16 protein-coding genes are annotated in these 17103 nt (G+C 56.4%); 7 read left to right on the top strand and 9 right to left on the bottom strand.

Features of this window, described 5'->3' with window-relative positions:
- Positions 1 to 10 precede the first annotated feature (10 nt).
- Positions 11 to 2068, top strand: coding sequence for an O-antigen ligase family protein (locus tag RE428_RS04620; protein WP_227500205.1), 2058 nt, complete (start codon positions 11 to 13; stop codon positions 2066 to 2068).
- On the opposite strand, the gene RE428_RS04615 is transcribed toward RE428_RS04620, so the two are convergent.
- Both RE428_RS04615 and RE428_RS04610 read right to left on the bottom strand, forming a co-directional pair.
- Positions 2053 to 3129, bottom strand: coding sequence for a CDP-glycerol--poly(glycerophosphate) glycerophosphotransferase (locus RE428_RS04615; protein ID WP_004580801.1), 1077 nt, complete (start codon positions 3127 to 3129; stop codon positions 2053 to 2055). The two genes, RE428_RS04620 and RE428_RS04615, sit on opposite strands and share 16 nt — an antisense overlap.
- A complete protein-coding gene (locus RE428_RS04610; protein WP_004580800.1) occupies positions 3126 to 4232 on the bottom strand; it encodes a glycosyltransferase in 1107 nt (368 codons plus the stop codon). The genes RE428_RS04615 and RE428_RS04610 overlap by 4 nt, the downstream gene beginning before the upstream one ends.
- A gap of 120 nt (positions 4233 to 4352) precedes the next feature.
- On the opposite strand from RE428_RS04610, the gene RE428_RS04605 reads away from it, so the two are divergent.
- Entirely contained in the window at positions 4353 to 5102 is a 750-nt protein-coding gene (locus RE428_RS04605) for a BUD32 family EKC/KEOPS complex subunit (RefSeq protein ID WP_004580799.1), read from the top strand.
- On the opposite strand, the gene RE428_RS04600 is transcribed toward RE428_RS04605, so the two are convergent.
- Entirely contained in the window at positions 5099 to 5833 is a 735-nt protein-coding gene (locus RE428_RS04600; RefSeq protein WP_004580798.1) for a 3-deoxy-D-manno-octulosonic acid kinase, read from the bottom strand. The two genes, RE428_RS04605 and RE428_RS04600, sit on opposite strands and share 4 nt — an antisense overlap.
- A 347-nt stretch (positions 5834 to 6180) precedes the next feature.
- Between RE428_RS04600 and RE428_RS04595 the strand changes: the two genes are divergently transcribed.
- The 4 genes from RE428_RS04595 (at position 6181) to RE428_RS04580 (ending at position 10672) form a co-directional block, all read left to right on the top strand.
- Positions 6181 to 7518: an O-antigen ligase family protein gene (locus RE428_RS04595; RefSeq protein WP_004580797.1), complete on the top strand. Its 1338-nt coding sequence runs from the start codon at positions 6181 to 6183 to the stop codon at positions 7516 to 7518.
- Positions 7484 to 8443, top strand: a complete 960-nt coding sequence (locus tag RE428_RS04590) for a glycosyltransferase family 8 protein (RefSeq protein ID WP_004580796.1) — start codon at positions 7484 to 7486, stop codon at positions 8441 to 8443. The genes RE428_RS04595 and RE428_RS04590 overlap by 35 nt, the downstream gene beginning before the upstream one ends.
- A 244-nt stretch (positions 8444 to 8687) precedes the next feature.
- On the top strand, positions 8688 to 9518 hold the full coding sequence (locus RE428_RS04585; RefSeq protein WP_004580795.1) for a glycosyltransferase family 2 protein: 831 nt from the start codon (positions 8688 to 8690) through the stop codon (positions 9516 to 9518).
- Positions 9515 to 10672: a glycosyltransferase gene (locus RE428_RS04580; protein ID WP_004580794.1), complete on the top strand. Its 1158-nt coding sequence runs from the start codon at positions 9515 to 9517 to the stop codon at positions 10670 to 10672. Before RE428_RS04585 ends, RE428_RS04580 begins: the two co-directional genes overlap by 4 nt.
- A 40-nt stretch (positions 10673 to 10712) precedes the next feature.
- Here RE428_RS04580 and RE428_RS04575 read toward each other — a convergent pair whose 3' ends face one another.
- The 4 genes from RE428_RS04575 to RE428_RS04560 form a co-directional block, all read right to left on the bottom strand.
- Entirely contained in the window at positions 10713 to 11351 is a 639-nt protein-coding gene (locus RE428_RS04575) for a hypothetical protein (RefSeq protein ID WP_004580793.1), read from the bottom strand.
- A gap of 62 nt (positions 11352 to 11413) precedes the next feature.
- Complete coding sequence (locus RE428_RS04570) at positions 11414 to 12496, bottom strand: glycosyltransferase (RefSeq protein ID WP_004580792.1); 1083 nt, start codon at positions 12494 to 12496, stop codon at positions 11414 to 11416.
- A gap of 50 nt (positions 12497 to 12546) precedes the next feature.
- Positions 12547 to 13251: a BUD32 family EKC/KEOPS complex subunit gene (locus tag RE428_RS04565; protein WP_004580791.1), complete on the bottom strand. Its 705-nt coding sequence runs from the start codon at positions 13249 to 13251 to the stop codon at positions 12547 to 12549.
- A 50-nt stretch (positions 13252 to 13301) separates the two neighbouring features.
- The gene (locus RE428_RS04560; protein ID WP_004580790.1) at positions 13302 to 14291 is read right to left on the bottom strand and encodes a stealth family protein; all 990 of its coding nucleotides are present in this window, start codon (positions 14289 to 14291) and stop codon (positions 13302 to 13304) included.
- A gap of 215 nt (positions 14292 to 14506) precedes the next feature.
- On the opposite strand from RE428_RS04560, the gene RE428_RS04555 reads away from it, so the two are divergent.
- Positions 14507 to 15556 carry a glycosyltransferase family 9 protein gene (locus RE428_RS04555; protein WP_040883221.1) on the top strand — a complete coding sequence of 350 codons (1050 nt, stop codon included), beginning with the start codon at positions 14507 to 14509 and terminating at the stop codon, positions 15554 to 15556.
- A 46-nt stretch (positions 15557 to 15602) separates the two neighbouring features.
- On the opposite strand, the gene RE428_RS04550 is transcribed toward RE428_RS04555, so the two are convergent.
- Complete coding sequence (locus RE428_RS04550; protein ID WP_004580788.1) at positions 15603 to 16007, bottom strand: DUF6165 family protein; 405 nt, start codon at positions 16005 to 16007, stop codon at positions 15603 to 15605.
- 87 nt (positions 16008 to 16094) lie between these two features.
- Positions 16095 to 17021 carry a branched-chain amino acid transaminase gene (locus RE428_RS04545; RefSeq protein WP_004580787.1) on the bottom strand — a complete coding sequence of 309 codons (927 nt, stop codon included), beginning with the start codon at positions 17019 to 17021 and terminating at the stop codon, positions 16095 to 16097.
- Positions 17022 to 17103 lie beyond the last annotated feature (82 nt).

Raw genomic sequence — 17103 nt, 5'->3', positions numbered from 1 at the left:
TCGGGTGTCGTTGACTGAGGATACAAAAACCCAACCCGTCGTAATGGCTCTGCTATTTGTTGGGCTGGGCGGCGCTCTCCTTTCCTCAAGCCTGATTGCCGGAAGCGCCCTGCTTCTCGCCCTATGGGGTATCGTCGCTCTTAGCAAGGGTCGACTGAATGAGGCAGGCTGGGAGAAGCCGCGAGAGTTACGCCTGATTCATTTCGGCTTCTGGTTCTTCGTCCTGGCCAGCGTCATTAGCTGGGCGACGTCGGGTTTCAGCTACGAGGGCCTTAAAACACTCGGGGCACATGTGCCCTTTATCCTGTTCTGGCCTCTTCTCGCGGCACTCACGCTTGCACGCCTCCGTGCCAGCCACCTGTTTATGGCACTGGCCGCAATGGCGCTGGGTTCAGGACTGGCCATTACCATCGACAATGGCTTCAACGCACGCGCCTGGCAGCTATTGCTGGAGCGACCATCCGGTCTTGTGAACCCCACTACCTTTGGCAACCTGTCCCTCCTGGCCGGCATGATGAGTTTTGCTGGGGCGCTCTATTTCAGCCGCCAAAATCACGACAAGATACCTCAACAAAGACGCAAAGCACGGGTGACGCTATGCCTGACAGCGGGCCTGGTTGGCGTGATCGCTGCTGGCCTGGCACAGACCCGTAGCAGCTTCGTTGCCCTGCCAGTCCTGGTATTGGTCTTCGTTCCCATGCTGCCTCGGAAAGCACGCATTCCAGCCCTAGTGGCGGGCGTTATCGTCCTGATTCTGGCGACGTTCTCCAGCGACCGGCTTACCCAGACCCTCGACCAGGCTGGCAGCATGTCATCCGATCGGATCATCCAACTTCGATTCGAGGCCTGGAAGGAAGCCGCTCGACTTTTCCTCAACTCGCCGCTTACCGGCGCCGGGCTCGATGGCTACCAGCAAGCCATCCTGGAGGGCACATCCAGCGGACGTCTCGATGTCGCCCTGGCCTCCTGCTGCGACGACCAGGCCCATAACGACGTCATGCAGATTCTGGCAACCCGGGGACTGATTGGACTGCTGGCATGGGCCTTCCTGCTCGGCTTGCCTATCGCCCTCTTCGGTCGCTACTTGGGCGACCGCAACAGCCAAGTAGCACATATTGCCGTCGCCGGCCTGATGATACCCGTGGGCTATTTGGCGTTCGGACTAACCGAAACCACTCTGGACCACGCCCTGTTCGTGACAACCTATCTCGTGCTGGTGGCTGCTTCAGCCGCAACGCTCTTTGTAGAACTGGATATTGGCTGCCAGCGCCAGCGAAGGGTCAAAGTGTCTGCAACCATTATCACTATGAATGAGGCTCACAATATTGAGCATTGTCTACGGTCGGTTCGCGCGGTGGCCGACGAGATTATCGTGCTGGATAGTGGTAGCACCGACGGTACCGTGGAGCTGGCACGACCGCTTGCGGATATTGTGGAGGTCACCGACTGGCCCGGCTTCGGCGTCCAGAAACAGCGGGCCCTCGAAATGGCTTCCGGGGACTGGGTACTCTCGATCGATGCCGACGAACGTATCACCGAAGGACTGGCCCGGGAGATCAACGACCGGCTGGCCGACCCGGACGCTGATGCCTACAAGTTACCCTGGGCGGTCACCCTCTATGGTACACGCCTGGACTTCGGTCGCAGCGGGCGCTCTCCCCTAAGACTGTTTCGGCGAGAGGGGGTACGTTTTTCGGATGCAATGGTTCACGAGAAAATCCTGATTCCCGAGGGCCGCAAAACCCGCCAGCTCCGGGGACGCATGACCCACTACACGCATCGCCATTTCGGTCAGGCACTGGAGAAAAGCGCCAAGTACGCCTGGCTCGGTTCGCAGGAAAAATTTCGTCGCGGCAAACGGTCGCGGACCCTGGCTTACGCCAGTTTTCGCGGCCTATTGACCTTCGTGCACGTCTATTTCCTGCGTTTCGGCTTCCTTGACGGTCCCGTAGGTTATCTGGTGGCCATCACCTACGCACAGGGTTCCTTCAACAAATATGCAGGCTTGTGGACTCTGAGTCGAACCGAACGATCAGCCTCACGTAGCGGAAATCAGGCGCCGGATTGATCCAGCCGCTTTTGCAAGGCGGCCTCCCTTCTTAAACGCAAACCAATCCTGATCTTGCGCAAGAGGTTGAGCGGTTTTTTCTTCAACTTCGGCGGGTTGTCCAGGAAACACTCGACGGCATCCAGCACGCGCTTGCTCGATTGGCCGTCCCTGAACTCGTGCAATTCATCGGCAAAACGCCTCATATTCGCCATCAGTTCCGGTGGGTGCGTCAGGGCCTCACGCAAGGCGGGCTCCACCTGCTCGGGCGTCTTCGTATCCAGCAGATAGGGACCCGGCATATTCGTGCGAAAGGTCACGACGGGCGTGTCCAGGAACATAAACTCGAACAGGATCGAGGACGTGTCGCAGAGCATCACATCCGCATGGGACATCAGTGGGATGAAATCCTGATCGCTTTCGATGAACGTCAGGTATTCGTTGGCCATTGCCCGGTATTCGGCGACGATTTGTTCCGGCATTTTGGGATGCAGGGTGACGATGAACCGCCACTTTCCCGAATCGCGCATACGGCGGATGACGTTGACTAGATGCGGCGCCGACGTAACGTCATCACTGAATGTCGACGCGTAGAAAACCGTCGGCAGCTTGTCGCCGTTGTGGGCGTCACCCTTCGGCTGACTGGCGAGAATCGCATCCAGTTTGGGCCAGCCCGTCTTGGCCACCGCAAAGTGGCCGTACTCAGCAGCGAGCTTCTGGTATCGCCGTGTATCCGTTTCCGCCATGGTGCAGTAGAGATCGAACCAACCCCTGATGCGGAAATGGGACTGTTTTTCCGGTTTGTGGGCACGTTTGTTGATCGGCAGTCCATGGAATACCTTGACCTTGATGCCTGGCAGGAAAAAAGGAACCCAATCACCGGGGCAAAAAACGGCCTCCGCCGCCCACGCCCTGGCCTCGCGAAAACTCATGACGCGCTTTTCGTCTGCACCTAATGGCTTGGCAGTGCAACCAACAACCAACCAGGCCACTTCATCCCCCCGTTCACGAATCGCCGCCTGCAGAGGCCGCAAGATGGCATAGGAATAGGGCTGGCTCACATAGAACAGATAACGTCTCACGCGTTCAACTCGTTTAGCATGTCCCGATAGAGCGCCAGGCTTTCCTGGACCGTGGTCTCATTGGTGAAATCCCGGGCAATACGTTGACGGCCGCGCCGTCCCATCATGGCGGCGGCTTCCCGATCCGAAGCCAGTTTGACAAAAGCGTCCGCCAGCGCCGAGGCATCCCGGACCGGAACGACATAGCCCTCGACACCATCACGTACCAACTCCGGCATTCCCCCTGCTTCTGTGACCACCACCGGACGCTCATAAGCCATCGCCTCAATGATCACTCTCGGTAACCCTTCGCTTTCGGAAGGCAACACCATCGCATCACAGGCTGCCGCAACTTGTGGCGCATCAGTCCGGAAACCCGCGAGTCTGATCCGATCGGCATGACGGGAGGCCCTAATCATTTCGGCCAGCTCGGCGTTCTCGTCCAGCTTGCCCACCAACAGCAAATAAACGGGACTATCACCGGGAACCAGATCCATGGCGTCGATCAGGGTTCCGAAACCCTTTCCAGGCCGATCCCGACCGGTACAACAGAAGACAAAAGCCGACTCCGGAAAATCGAATTCAGACAAATCAGCCGGGGGGCGGTCGTACCACTCTAGCTTGTGGCCCTTATAGATTCGTACAACCTTGCGTTCCGGAAGGTGCATCCAGAGAAAACGTAGACCAAGAAAGTAACGTCGGACAGCATCTGAGACACAAACGATGCGATTGAGGCGGGGGTGCAGGAACGTAATCCATGATTCCGGGTTCAGGTAGCTGACATTACCGATGACACCGCGATAAGCCGCTATGGCCACTTTCCGACCTTTAGCTGCGCGTAAACCACAAGCCAACGCCCGAGGGTTGAAACAGTGCATGACGTTGATCTTTTCGTCATCAATAACCTGGCGAACCTGCCGGGTGCCCACTTTGTCGAACCGTCCCTGCAAGGCGATATGTGCGCGAACGATGCCGGCTGCCTCCAGGTCACTGAAAAAGCGTCCGTCAGGATTGCATGCCACGACAACCCGAGCCCCCGCAGTGTGCAGACCCAATATCCATTGGGTTTCCGAGAGATCGCACTTGTCCGTCACAATCAGTATGCGGGGCCCAGGGGTGGTCATCGGTCGAAGGTTCTCCAAATCTCCAGCAGCTGGCGGCGGTGCGATGGCCGGCATGAGTAAAACTTGGTAAATTGGCGCCTCCCGCGGAGGGGAAGGGTCACACAGGGCTGCGAGAATAGCATGAACACGACAGATGAGACGACGCTCGAGTGGCATGCCGACGAGTGCCAGTTCCTGCGGAGCCATGGCGTTATCAGCAGCCAGACCGAACTCGAGGGACTGCCGCCCCTGAAATCACGCTGGATACACCACACGCTCCGCGAGGTCTACATCACGCCGTCGGGTTACGTGCTCAAACGCTTCTGCCAGTTTCCGGGACGCAAGGACTTCCGCCGAGTATGGGTCCGCGAGCACCGCGCGCTCGTAAAACTCGAAGGCCTTCCTGTACCGCGCACACTGGGTTACATACGGGCTGAGCACTCACCGGGACATCATTCAATTCTCTACGTGCGAAGCTGTCTGGCCGGACAGCCACTGCAACGGATAGAGCCAACTGACATTTCCAAAGTCGCCGTCCTGTTCGCAGCGTTCCATGGCAGGGGGGTCGTTACGCTCGATCCTCAACCCGAGAATTTCCTACACCCTGAAAACGAACCGGACAAGCTGGCCTTCATCGACTTTGGTCGTGCGCGGGTCTATCGACTAATGAACCCCCTCCTTCACATCGCTATCGGCAAGGAGATGCTGCGCCTCACCCGGGAGGGGCAGTTGAGTGCCGACGAGCTCGATCAGCTTATGGCGCGTTACGCGGTCGAGCGTAAGATCGGTGTTTTGGCATCCCACCTGGTTCGCCTCGGCCTGGGTTTCTGGCGCTGGCGGTACCGATCAAAGGACCGCAAGCGAGCAAACCGCAGGCGCGCTCGTAGTTAGCCCAGCGCACTCATCTGAGCCTCATAGCCGCGCTTGATTGAGCCCCAAAAGTCCTCCCGCGTCGAGACGGGCCACTGGCTGAGCTCCTTGTCCACGGAGCGGCGCAGTCTTGCGAGGTTATTCTGTTGCCAGTTCAGACCTTTCCGGCCTGCCTCCCTCACAGCACATTTGTCGAAATCGACGAGATAGACCCCGCTCGGGGCCAGCAGAATATTGTTGATGTTGAGATCGACATGGTCGAGCCCCGCACCGTGGAAACGCCCGATAACCCGACCGGCCTCCGAGAGCAGGTCATCTGAAGCGGCATGCGCCCGTTCGAGTAGGGTTTGCGCGTCGACAATGCGTTCAATCAGTATGCGCGCCCGATAGAGTCCCGGCCCCGCCGACGCATACCAGGCGGCGACTGGCGCAGGCACTGGAAGAGCCTGGCGTTTCAGATAATCCAGCAAGCGTAGCTCCGCAAACGAGCGTACGCGGGCTTCGCCCGAAAACCTGAATCGATCCCGTGAAACCTTGGCGGCCAGGCCCCCTCGCCGGTAATGCCTCAAGACCCAATCTCCCTCGGTCCGACGGATATACCACGCGCTACCTCGCCCCCCCGCCGCCACAGGCTGGGCCTGCTCACGCCAATGATCGGGGTCGAACGATGCCGGTGATATGACATCTTCAAAGCCGGCGGCGATCAACGCAACCTCTCCCTTGTCTTCAACCCGTGTAAACGATGAGGTCATCTCGCCATCCGATCCTTTGAACAGCCGGGGGCGTCGAAGAATACCGCACCCGGATTAACGGATTATTACCCGCAAGCGCACCAGCTATGTCAACCGGCGAGCACATGGTAAAATGCCGCCATCGAACAACCGGGTACCCCGAAAAAAACGTAGCAAAGCCAGCACGACCTTCATCCCAGCCTTTATATCTGGGTAGTCGGCCACTACCAGTTCTCCGGTTATTCGCCATTAACACTTCACATATTTCGGCCGAGTGCCATATTAGGAGTAGCGCTCTGCCAATGTCAGCGAGCAATTTACATTCCAGCCGTATCGAGCCGCAAATGGAAAAGCGCTCAAAAAGATATATGGATTTACTCCGCCGCCGTCTACCTCTCCTGTTCAGCATCACCTTGGCTATCTACGCCTTCGCCTGGTATCCGTTGCCGGCAGCCTATCAGGGCGCGGAGGGCATCATGGTTGCACTCTTCCTGTTTGCGCTTACCCAGGAACAAGGACGGCCAATGCGCACCAATACCGCCTTCCTCCTGTGCATGGGATTGCTGGTTTATCTGGTGGCCGGACTGGCTTACCACAAGCTCGTGCTGCCGGAAGGCTTCAAGGTTAGCGTGCGCTTCTCGCGATATTACCTGAAGCCCCTGCTCATCGTTATTGTGGCCTTTGGACTGGCGTTGGCGCGCCCAAGGTTCGCTTGGCTCTTCTTGCCTATTGCCTTCTGCGGACTGCTCGTACAACTCGCCCTGACCATCGATGGCTCGCTGATCGACCAGATTCTCCAGGGTTACCGCCCCAGCTTTGGCTTCACCAACGCCCAACATTCCGGCGTTGCATTCGGTACTGCATTGTTGGCCCTGATCATTTTTGCACCCCGGATATTGCACACCCGCAAGCCCCGGCGGTATGTCTATGGCGCATTGCTCCTCTGCGCAATTGCTATCGCGGCGGCCTGCGTCCTGGTGACTCAGGTCAGGGCGGTCTGGCTTGCTCTGGCGCTGGCCTTGCCCATTGGGTTTGTCCTGTCACTGGTCTATCGCGACCGTGGGCGCAAGAATACCTTCAAGGGTATCTATCTACCGGTTTTCGCCCTTCTCGCGGTCATAGGCATCACGTCAGCCCTCCTGCTGACGACAGGCCTCGAGGACCGCCTGGAACAACGCCTGGTCGCCACGGACGAACAGATACAGGAGCTACAGGAGGCCTTGACCCTTGAAGATGTGGCGCGAACCAGCACAACGATCCGCGTTGCTTCCTGGGCGGCAGCCGTCGACTGGTTCAGCGAGAGGCCGATACTGGGCTGGGGACCGGGTACTACCCCCCAACTCATCGAAAAGGCCCCCTACTTCGATGACTGGTTCAAGAATCAATTTGGACACCTGCACAACTCCTATCTCGAAGCTGCCGTTTCGCTAGGGACCGTTGGTCTGCTGTTGTTGTTAGGCCTCGTGGTCTATCTCGGCTGGGCTATTATCCAGGCCTATCGCTCTGGAGCCATGCCGAGAGATGCTTTTATCTTCAGCTGGACGTTCTTTATCTTCTGGTTGGTCGTAAACTGTTTTGAGTCATACATCATGTTCAATACAGGGCACGTCATAACCGCCTGCGTTGGCGGGTTCCTCTATCACTTTTACCTGAAAGCCGAGATCAAGGATCATGACCGCACCCCCGGGAACGAATCAGGAGACTGAAATTCAGATCGGCGCCTGCTGCGATGAAAATTATGTTCCTTTCGCCAGCGTCATGATGATATCGGCGTTGGAAAACGTCGACCCGAACTACCGACTGCATTTCCATTTCGTAGCCGACAAGGTGCCCGCAAATGTTATTGAACAAATGCGGAGGCTGGTCGAAGAACGCAACGGCAAGCTCTCGGTCTATCCCGCCGACACCCTGAGGTTCGACGGGCTACCGACGCTACGTTTTGGTTCGTCGGTGTATCAGCGCATCCTGCTCGCCGATTATCTGCCTCGGGATATTCGGCGAGTCATCTATATCGATTCCGACACGCTGGTGATCGGGGACGTCAGTGAACTTTGGAACGTCGACCTGGAGGGGCAACCCGTTGCCGCAGTGGAGGACCTCTCCCGCTCAGCCTGCGAGTCCGTTGGCGTAAGCCGGCGCGAGTATTTCAACTCCGGTGTACTCGTCATGGATCTCGACCAGTGGCGCGCTGAAGACATCCACGGCACGGTAGCTCACTATGCCGGGGAGAACGCCCATCGTTTCCAGTATGTCGACCAATGCAGCCTGAACGCGATACTGCATACCCGGTGGAAGCGCCTTCCCCCAGTCTGGAACCAACAGGCCAATATCTACAAGATACTGCGCAAATACAGTGAAGGCAGTGCATACACGATCAACGAACTTCGCGAAGGCGTTGGCCGCCCCAAAATCGTCCACTTCACGGGAAAGAAGAAACCCTGGCTCTACTACTGTTTTCACCCGTTCAAGCCGCTTTACCGTGAGTTCCTGCGGCAGACACCCTGGGGCGGGCGCTATCCTGCCCCCGCAAGTCCACGAGAGAAACTCAGATATGTGCTTTCGCTACGCCAACACTACAAATGGCTGAGCCGAAGCTCCAAAATGAGGTTCTATCGTAACCTTAAAAAATAATTGCCGGAGAACGGGCCGGTCACTTGCGGACCCCAGGCCCTTAGCCATCATATAAAGTGGCAAAGTAGCGAGCCCCAGATGCTGGTGGCTCAAAAGCATTCCCCCTAGTGGGAACATCGGTAAAATTCGCGGAACGGCGCATGATTCGAGCACAAAATACGACAGCTCCGAGGCATACGCTGGCGAGGGAGTGTATACTCGGAACTCGTCAGATCCAGCCTACCCGCCCAACCCTTTCGAGCCTATGACACCTGTTTCAGTTGGCGTAGTCATAACCACCTATAATTCGCCGGCCTGGCTGGCCAAGGTGCTTACGGGCTACGAAAGCCAGACCGTGAAAGACTTTCGGGTGATCATTGCCGACGACGGCTCAACAGATTCGACCCGTGAACTCATCGAACATTTCAAATCCCGTGGCTTACTGGAAATCGACCACTTCTGGCAGGAAGACGAAGGCTTCCGAAAGTGCCAGATCCTAAACCGGGTGATCAGCAGCACAAATTGTGATTACCTGATCTTTACGGATGGAGACTGTATACCTGAACCCAATCTCGTCGAGACCCATCGCAACCTCGCCCTACCCGGCTTTTTTCTCTCCGGGGGCTACATCAAGTTAACCATGCCTGTCTCCGAAAAAATATCAGAGGACGACATTCGCTCTGGCGTCATCTTCAACCCGCAATGGCTTATCGATAGCGGGCAACCCAAAAGCCACAAGCTCTGGAAGCTTTCTCCCTCTCCCTGGGTAAAAAGGTTCTTGAACACGGTTACACCCGCTGCCGCGAGCTGGAACGGCATGAACAGTTCCACCTGGACCAAGGACCTCATTGCCGTCAACGGGTTCAACGAAGACATGCAATATGGCGGTCTTGATCGCGAGCTTGGCGAACGTCTGTGGAATTTTGGGCATAAGTCCAGACAGATTCGGTTCAGTACCGTCTGCCTTCACCTCGACCACGCCCGAGGCTATTCCAAGCCGGAAATATGGGCCAGAAATCGCGCTATACGGGATGCCGTCAAAGACAATCGCATATTCTGGGCGGAAAACGGTATCGAGAAGAAAATAGCTTCATGAGAACCCTGGTTGTCATCCATAGCTTGAAGATGGGCGGGATGGAGCGTGTCGCGGTGAACCTCGCGGATGCTTTCGCAGAAGAAGGTCACGAAAGTCACCTGCTTTCCTGTCGTGACAACCCCCGGGATTTGCACCCACAAGAGCCTGCCGTCAACGTGCATTACCACGACCAGCTACGGGCCTTATTCAAATCTATCGTCGGGATTCCGCTTTTCCTACTTTCACGACTGCTCCTGGGCGTACTCCTCCCGAGATCCCACTTCATGTGGGTCGGATGGCTCAGCGGCTGGTTGCTCGGACGGAAAATTAAACGCTTGGAAGAACAGTACGGCCAATTTGATCGCATCATTTTCCGGGGGCTGGGCACGTTCAAGTACTTTTGGTCTTTCCGTGACGAACGCGCGATCTACGTACTCGAAAACGTCATCCACTATGATCGGCCGCTGTGGCAGAAAAAGCTGGAGTGGAGACTGGTTTTCGAGAACCGTCATCTCGCTTGCGTTTCGTCAGGCGTGGAAGAATCGGCCAGAAAAGCTTTTGCCCTTGGGGGCATCCGCCCCCGCAGCTTAAGCGTCATCACCAATCCTTGTCCGGTTAGGGCGATCCAGACAATGGCCGATGAAAGCGAACCAGATCTTCCCGACGCCCCCTACATCGTGAACGTCGCACGCCTGGTGCCACAAAAAGGTCATGCATTGCTATTGGATGCCTTCAAGGTGGCCCGAATTCCCCAAAGACTCGTCATCATCGGAGAAGGCCCTCTTCGAAAGGAACTCGAAGAGAAAGCGAAGAAGTTGGGACTATCGGACCGCGTGTATTTTGCCGGCAAACGCAGCAATCCTTACCCCTGGATGAAGCAGGCCGATCTCTTTGTACTCGCGTCAGAGTACGAAGGGCTGGGCATCGTGCTCACAGAAGCTTTAGCTTGCGGAACGCCTATTCTCTCAGTGGACAGTCGCGGCGGTGTCCGCTCTGTTTTTCAAGGCGAACTCGAACAGTATCTGACACCGCGCACCATTAAGGGGCTGGCAGAGGGACTTGAGACGACTGTCGAGAGGCTTCCTGTTGAGGTCAAACCGGACTGGCTAGCGCCATTCAGTTCAAAATCAGTTGTCGAAGCTTTCCTCGCCGATCCCATGAATCCCTTTTCGTAGACCCTGCTTGTGGGCAAGAAGCACCGTCAACGCAGGGGAGTTATTCCCCCAAGCGGAAATTGGGCAGATGCTCCAGCGCCGACATATGAACACAGCCAAGCTGGGCCGGGAAAGGCGTGTCCAGCATCATGGCCATTGCAAATCGATGGCAGCCAGCCCCGGAAAATATGGGTTCGCCGCCCGGCCCAAGATGCATCAGGATACCTCCGACCTCGCGATAATTGCTCCCATCCAGCGTCTGCCGCGTAGGGAAATGTCCCCTTCCCCGAACCTGATCCCAGATTCGGTCAAGGGTCTCGAAACGGTGTTCCACATCCTCTGGCGTTCGGCACTTATCCGTGACGCCGGTTGGAGAAACAGCAATCCGTTGCAACATAAAGTCGATAGCACCTGACTCGTACCAGTCTTTGCCGTCCCGCCAATGCTCCCAGCAATAAGTCAGTTTTGGGTGGTTCTCGAACGGTTGCTCAAGCGACACGGGCCAGTCAGAGACAACACGGCCAGACATTTGACGCACCCTGGCGCCAAAGTGGTCTGCTAGATCCGCGGCCTCGATATATCGTTTGCAGCGGTCGGGTGGAATCCAGATGCGTTCGGCATAACGGGGCGCTTCAGTACCAAACCTGAGGCGGTTGTATGCATCAATCCAAAAAGCCCTTAGTCGATACTTGGTAGCCAAAACAACTCCATCTCGAGGTCCGCGCCATGCATGTCACATGATTGGACATCCTGGCCCAATACTTAACTCCGGTCAGCCGGGAAAAACACCCTGTTCGTTTCACGCATCATTTTCTCGAGGCCAAATTTATCGACAATCCACCGTTCAAGCTTTTCGGGCGCAAACGAGCGTTCTCCCTCTGCGATAGAACGAATCGCCTTCGCCATGGCTGGCACATCATCGATATCCACGAGCATACCGTACTCCCCATGCGCCAGAAGCTCTTCGCTTCCCGGCACACGTGTTGAGACGACAGGTACGCCGTGACTCATGGCTTCGTTGAGTACGTTGGCCATACCTTCGTTCCTCGAGCACAGTAGAAATATATCGATGCCTCCGAAAAATGCGGGCATGTCTTGGTGGTAGCCAAGAAAATGGATCCGTTCGGACTCCGGGCGCGACTGGATAGCCGCTTTAATCGTTTCTTCAAACTCCCCCTCTCCGGCATGCACCACGTGTACGTGCTCGGGAAGTTTGGCCAGCACGTCGGGCAACAGATCAAAGCCCTTCTGGGGACTGAAACGACCGGCGCACCCCACAAGGACAGCGTCATTCGGAAGATTGAACATCGCCTTGAAATCCAACGGCTTCGTCTCAGCGGGAGGCGCGTCAAAACCGTTGTAGACCCGATATACATTGCTTTCGTCAAAAAAACGCGAGTGCTTCAACATGGCATATTTCAGGGAATCGCTATTTACCATCAACACCGATTTCATCAACCTGAAAATCACGAAATACTTGATCGGGCTCTTAACCCGTCGGGCAATGCCCAGATAGAGGACAACGCGATCGACGCCTGCGATCTTCGACGCCAACGAAACCAGCCACCAATCTTTTTTCAATGCGGCGAAAACAACGTCGGGGGCAATTTCTCGCAGAATCTTCACGTAGTTGGCGACGACGAAGATATTGAAGTCACCGCCACGCGAAGCAACTTCAATAACTCGCACGTTCGGCAAATCGGCGAAGCGCTCCGCAAAGAAGCCTTCCAACAGGATAACAACGACGCTAACGCCGTCTTCTCCGAGCAACTTGGCTCTGAGGTGGACATTTTTTTCGATACCACCCCATACCTGGGAAGGGCAAAAGAGTACGGCCGTTTTCATGGGTCACTCCACCAATAAACCACTGCACCCCTGAAGAGGACATCGTCAAATCAGGACCGCATTCGCCTTTTAAGTTTCCGCATACCAACACTCATATCATCGAGGCGCATGGCCAACCATAACCACCCTGGCGAGGTAGCGGTAACGCGCGGACTGCCCTGCCCTTCGGGGCAGCTTCGAAGAAATCGCGCAAGCTCCCGGGCTTTCTGCAAGGCTGGTAGGAATCGGGGCTTTTTCAACCTGAAGTCGATGAAATATACGGTCTCACCCGAAATTACAAAGTTGGCCATCTGCGCATCGTTTCGAAGATAACCGCAATCGTGCAGGGCCTGGAGGGACGTTAGGATCGCCCCGGCATCTTGCGGCCCGGCAACGCGCCCCTCCACAAATCGATAACAGACGAAGGCGTCCGTGACGACGCCGCCCTGCCGCAACTCACAAGCCAAGATGGGGTCTGGGACGGCAAACCCCATCGTCGACATCAGTTCGAGATGCCGGAACGTACGCACGGCATCACTCGCCCGGAAGCGAGTCAGGAAACGCTCCCATCGACGGCTGTTCCTGGCGCGAGGGACCTTGAGCAGAAGCGATTCACCCCGAAAACGCACCTGCGCACTTAACGTACGCCAATTATCCCGAAAAACCTTCTCACGGGTGATCGTGCCATCAAGAACGGCATCCACGAGCGCCCGCCCGGCATCTTCTTCGAGTTGAGAAACCACGCGGTAGTGGCGGTGATCAAAACAATAGGACATTCGCAGTTCCTGCTCGCTGCGCAAAAAAACAAAAACGGGCAGTCTTTCCTCTAGTTCAAATGCTGAACGAAATCACTCTGAAAGCGACCGACATTTCGATCCATCCAGTCCATCCAGGAAGCCATAAATTCTTCACTGGCGTTATCGAGGCTCTGTGCGCATAGAAACTTGCACTCGGGTCGCTGCTCCGCGTCCTGCAATAACGCTATGTCGCGGATGCCTGACTTTGAATTCAGATAGAGGGACTCCGGATACGCCGAAATTTCGGCAGAATGATGTCTTATTTCCAGGTGGTTCGCGAGGGCAATCGGCCAGAATTGCCTGACGTGCCGCAACGGGTATGTAGCGTTATGGCGCATCTGCTGAGGATGCTCTCGGGCATAGTCTCTAAAGGTGCTAACACGCATCGGATGCGGTATGTGCCCAACATCCAGATAGCGCTCCTCCATGCCGACCAGTCCCGCAGTTTCCGACTGCAACGTCCGACGTGTTGGACGGCCTATACCAATGAAACGTTTGAGCGTCCTTCGTAAGGATGGCTGTATCATGGGCCGAAACGTCCCCCTCAACACAACCTTGCCCTGATCGAAAAACTCCGAGGCTAAGACCGGCTTAATAAGGAAACAATCGTCATTGAAGTAGATGAACTTTTCGGCCAATCCGGGTATCCGCCACAACACTGTTTCGATAGAAAGACTATTAAACGTCGGCAGCCCCTCGGCCATGCCATGAAAAATATCTGTATGATCCACCACCCGCACCCGGTCGCTAACGTCGGCCGGCAACCGGTCCAGGAAACCGGGCCTCTGGGCATCAGTCACAATAAAGATATACCTGAGCCATGGCGCAAAACGAAGGAGGGATGCGACACAGTATTCGAGCTCACCTCGATCGGCATATCGCGTCTCGGCCGCCGCCTTGGGCCTTCTTCGAGCACGCCGGCCGAGGTAGGCTTCCAGCTTCTGGCGGTGTTGCGGGTCATCACCATCCACCCAGGTGACGACAGCGTCAATCGGTCCATCTGTTTTTTCGGAACACATAACGTTTAAAACATATCGTGTGGAGTTTCGCCCTTTTTGGCCCCATAAGTGAGCCCCAACCAGCCTCTGGCCCGTTCGCACGCCCATAAAATACGAGGCTAACAGATCCCGGAGAGACGCTGGTTCGACGGTTAGGCTAGAATGGCCGCTAGCTTATCAGAACCGGGGCCGCAGGCCCGCTAACAATCAGTACAGGATAAACGGACAGCGTCTTGATCAAATCCATCTGCATTCTCCGCCTTTCCGCCATAGGAGACGTCACCCATGTCATTCCCGTGGTTCTCAGCCTTCAGGAACAGCTTCCAGGCATCGAGATCACGTGGGTTATCGGGAAGATAGAGGCAAAGCTGATCGGCGATTTACCGGGGGTCAGGTTCGTGATCTTCGACAAAAAGGCAGGAATCGACGGCTATCGGGAATTGCGCCGGTCGTTGAAAGGTCAAAAATTTGATGCCCTGCTACATATGCAAGTCGCCTTTCGAGCCAATCTGGCCGCGGCAGTTATCCCGGCAAGGATCAAGGTCGGTTACGATCAGGCGCGCAGCAAGGACTTGCACAGTCTCTTCATTAATCGGCGAATTGCATCTGCGGAGAGACAGCATGTCCGCGACTGTCTAGCGAGCTTTCTGGAACCTCTTGGTCTGAGAGCCGCGCCACCTTGCTGGACTATTCCACTCGCCGAAACCGATCTAGCCTTCGCTGACAGCCATCTTTCGCCTGACAGGCTTAACGTCGTCATTAGTCCCTGCGCCAGTCACCCCCTCCGGAACTGGCCGGCCGAGCACTACGCGGCACTGGCGGACCACGCCATACTCAATCATGGCGCACAGGTCATTCTCGTTGGCAGCCCAGCGCCGCATGAAAAGGACTATTGCGAGTCGATAGAAAACCAGATGCGCGAGCAACCGCTCAACATCTGCGGCAAGGACACGCTCAAACAGCTTACGGCGCTGCTCAGTAAAGCGGACCTGCTGGTCGCTCCGGATACGGGCCCTGCACATATTGCCAGCGCCATGGGCACGGACGTGCTAGGCCTTTTTGCTGCGAGCAATCCTTATCGTTCCGGCCCCTACAATTCCCTGGAACTGTGCGTCAACCGCTACCCGGAAGCACTGAAGCAGTTTGCGGGGAAGGACATAGACACGGCGCGCTGGGGAGCAAAGGCCGAATACCCGGGAGCGATGGAGCTGATCAGCGTTGAGGACGTCTGCCAACGTTTCGATCAATGGGTCGACAATCGTCAGAATATCTTATCGGCCGGCTGACGCATGATGAGAGAGGAGCTGGCAAAGCGCCAGCTCCCGGAGAGGCTTACTTGCGGGCGGTGTAGTCCTGATAGGACTTCTCTTCAACAAAGCGTGAGCCCAGCGCCAGGTTGATCTCTTTCTTGATCGCCGCGCGCTTATCGTTAGTCACATAGACCGCGCGTGCCAGTTCGATAAAGCGGGGGCCAAAATCCTGCGCCGCCTCCTGGTCGCGAATATCGTCCTCGATCACCCAAAGCTGCTCATTGACGGACTTCAACTGTTTACGTAGATCCGCGATCACAGCCTGATCCTGAACGGCTTCATTCCAGGTCTCGCTCAGTTCATCCAGCTCCAGACGGACATTGCGGACTTTTTCTTCGTCCTTGATACGCTCGGACTTGATTTCGAGGATGGTGATCTTGTCGAGTACCTCGCCGAACGAGACGGGCACCTTGATTACGTCGGCCATGGGATCTTCCTGGGCTTAACTCTGGATTTGAATGGTTTGCTGACTTCATGGCAGACCGATGCAACCGGGCCTCGGCCGAACATGACATCAGTTACGGACGGCGGTGAGCCAACCAAGATTCTCGGTCCGCTTGCCCTTCACCGCATCGAAGTACATCCCCTGCAGCTTCTCGGTCAGCGGGCCACGCTTGCCCTGGCCTATGACGCGGCCGTCCAGCTCGCGGATCGGCAGGACTTCGGCGGCGGTGCCGGTGAAGAAGGCTTCGTCGGCAATGTAGACCTCGTCGCGGGTGATACGACGTTCGCGCACGGGCACGTTCAGCTCTTTGCAGAAATCGAGAATGGTCTGACGAGTGATACCTTCCAGGCAGGAGGTCAGTTCTGGCGTATGCAGCACACCGTCACGCAGGATAAAGATGTTCTCGCCGGAGCCTTCGGCCACGTAGCCTTCGTTGTCCAGCAGCAGGGCTTCCTCGCAACCGCAGGCAATTGCCTCGTTCAGGGCCAGCATGGAGTTGATGTAGTTGCCGTTGGCCTTCGCCTTACACATGGTGATGTTGACGTGATGGCGCGTGTAGGAAGACGTGCGCACCTTGATGCCCAGCTCACGGGCCTCCGGGGCCATGTAGGACGGCCAGCTCCATGCGGCGACCATGAGGTGCACCTTGAGGTTGTCAGCACGCAGCCCCATGCCCTCAGAGCCGAGGAAAACCATCGGACGAATGTATGCTTCATCCAGATTGTTCTCACGAACCGCTTGGCGCTGGGCCTCGTTTACCTGCTCCTTGGTGAACGGTAACTTCATATTGAGAATGTGGGCAGAGCGGAAAAGGCGGTCCGTGTGCTCCTGAAGACGGAAAATGGCAGGACCTTTCTCGGTATTGTAGGCTCGCACCCCCTCAAAACAGCCAAGGCCGTAATGCAGGGTGTGGGTCAGCACGTGCACCTTGGTGTCACGCCAGGGCACCATTTCACCATCCAGCCAGATGAGGCCGTCACGATCCGCCATCGACATCTTTATTGCTCCTGAAACCAGCCATGAAAGTGCTTCGCGACCGAGCCGGAAACACTGTAAAAGACGGGCATTCTAGCAGGAA

Origin of the sequence: Marinobacter nanhaiticus D15-8W, assembly GCF_036511935.1 — a bacterium.
Lineage (GTDB): Bacteria > Pseudomonadota > Gammaproteobacteria > Pseudomonadales > Oleiphilaceae > Marinobacter_A > Marinobacter_A nanhaiticus.
This window is presented reverse-complemented; position numbering and strand designations above follow the sequence as displayed.

Coding starts and splice junctions, on each gene's coding strand:
- RE428_RS04610 (WP_004580800.1), bottom strand. CDS start 4,232: ATGACCACCCCTGGGCCCCGCATACTGATTGTGACGGACAAGTGCGAT.
- RE428_RS04605 (WP_004580799.1), top strand. CDS start 4,353: ATGAACACGACAGATGAGACGACGCTCGAGTGGCATGCCGACGAGTGC.
- RE428_RS04600 (WP_004580798.1), bottom strand. CDS start 5,833: ATGACCTCATCGTTTACACGGGTTGAAGACAAGGGAGAGGTTGCGTTG.
- RE428_RS04595 (WP_004580797.1), top strand. CDS start 6,181: ATGGATTTACTCCGCCGCCGTCTACCTCTCCTGTTCAGCATCACCTTG.
- RE428_RS04590 (WP_004580796.1), top strand. CDS start 7,484: ATGACCGCACCCCCGGGAACGAATCAGGAGACTGAAATTCAGATCGGC.
- RE428_RS04585 (WP_004580795.1), top strand. CDS start 8,688: ATGACACCTGTTTCAGTTGGCGTAGTCATAACCACCTATAATTCGCCG.
- RE428_RS04580 (WP_004580794.1), top strand. CDS start 9,515: ATGAGAACCCTGGTTGTCATCCATAGCTTGAAGATGGGCGGGATGGAG.
- RE428_RS04570 (WP_004580792.1), bottom strand. CDS start 12,496: ATGAAAACGGCCGTACTCTTTTGCCCTTCCCAGGTATGGGGTGGTATC.
- RE428_RS04565 (WP_004580791.1), bottom strand. CDS start 13,251: ATGTCCTATTGTTTTGATCACCGCCACTACCGCGTGGTTTCTCAACTC.
- RE428_RS04560 (WP_004580790.1), bottom strand. CDS start 14,291: ATGTGTTCCGAAAAAACAGATGGACCGATTGACGCTGTCGTCACCTGG.
- RE428_RS04550 (WP_004580788.1), bottom strand. CDS start 16,007: ATGGCCGACGTAATCAAGGTGCCCGTCTCGTTCGGCGAGGTACTCGAC.
- RE428_RS04545 (WP_004580787.1), bottom strand. CDS start 17,021: ATGTCGATGGCGGATCGTGACGGCCTCATCTGGCTGGATGGTGAAATG.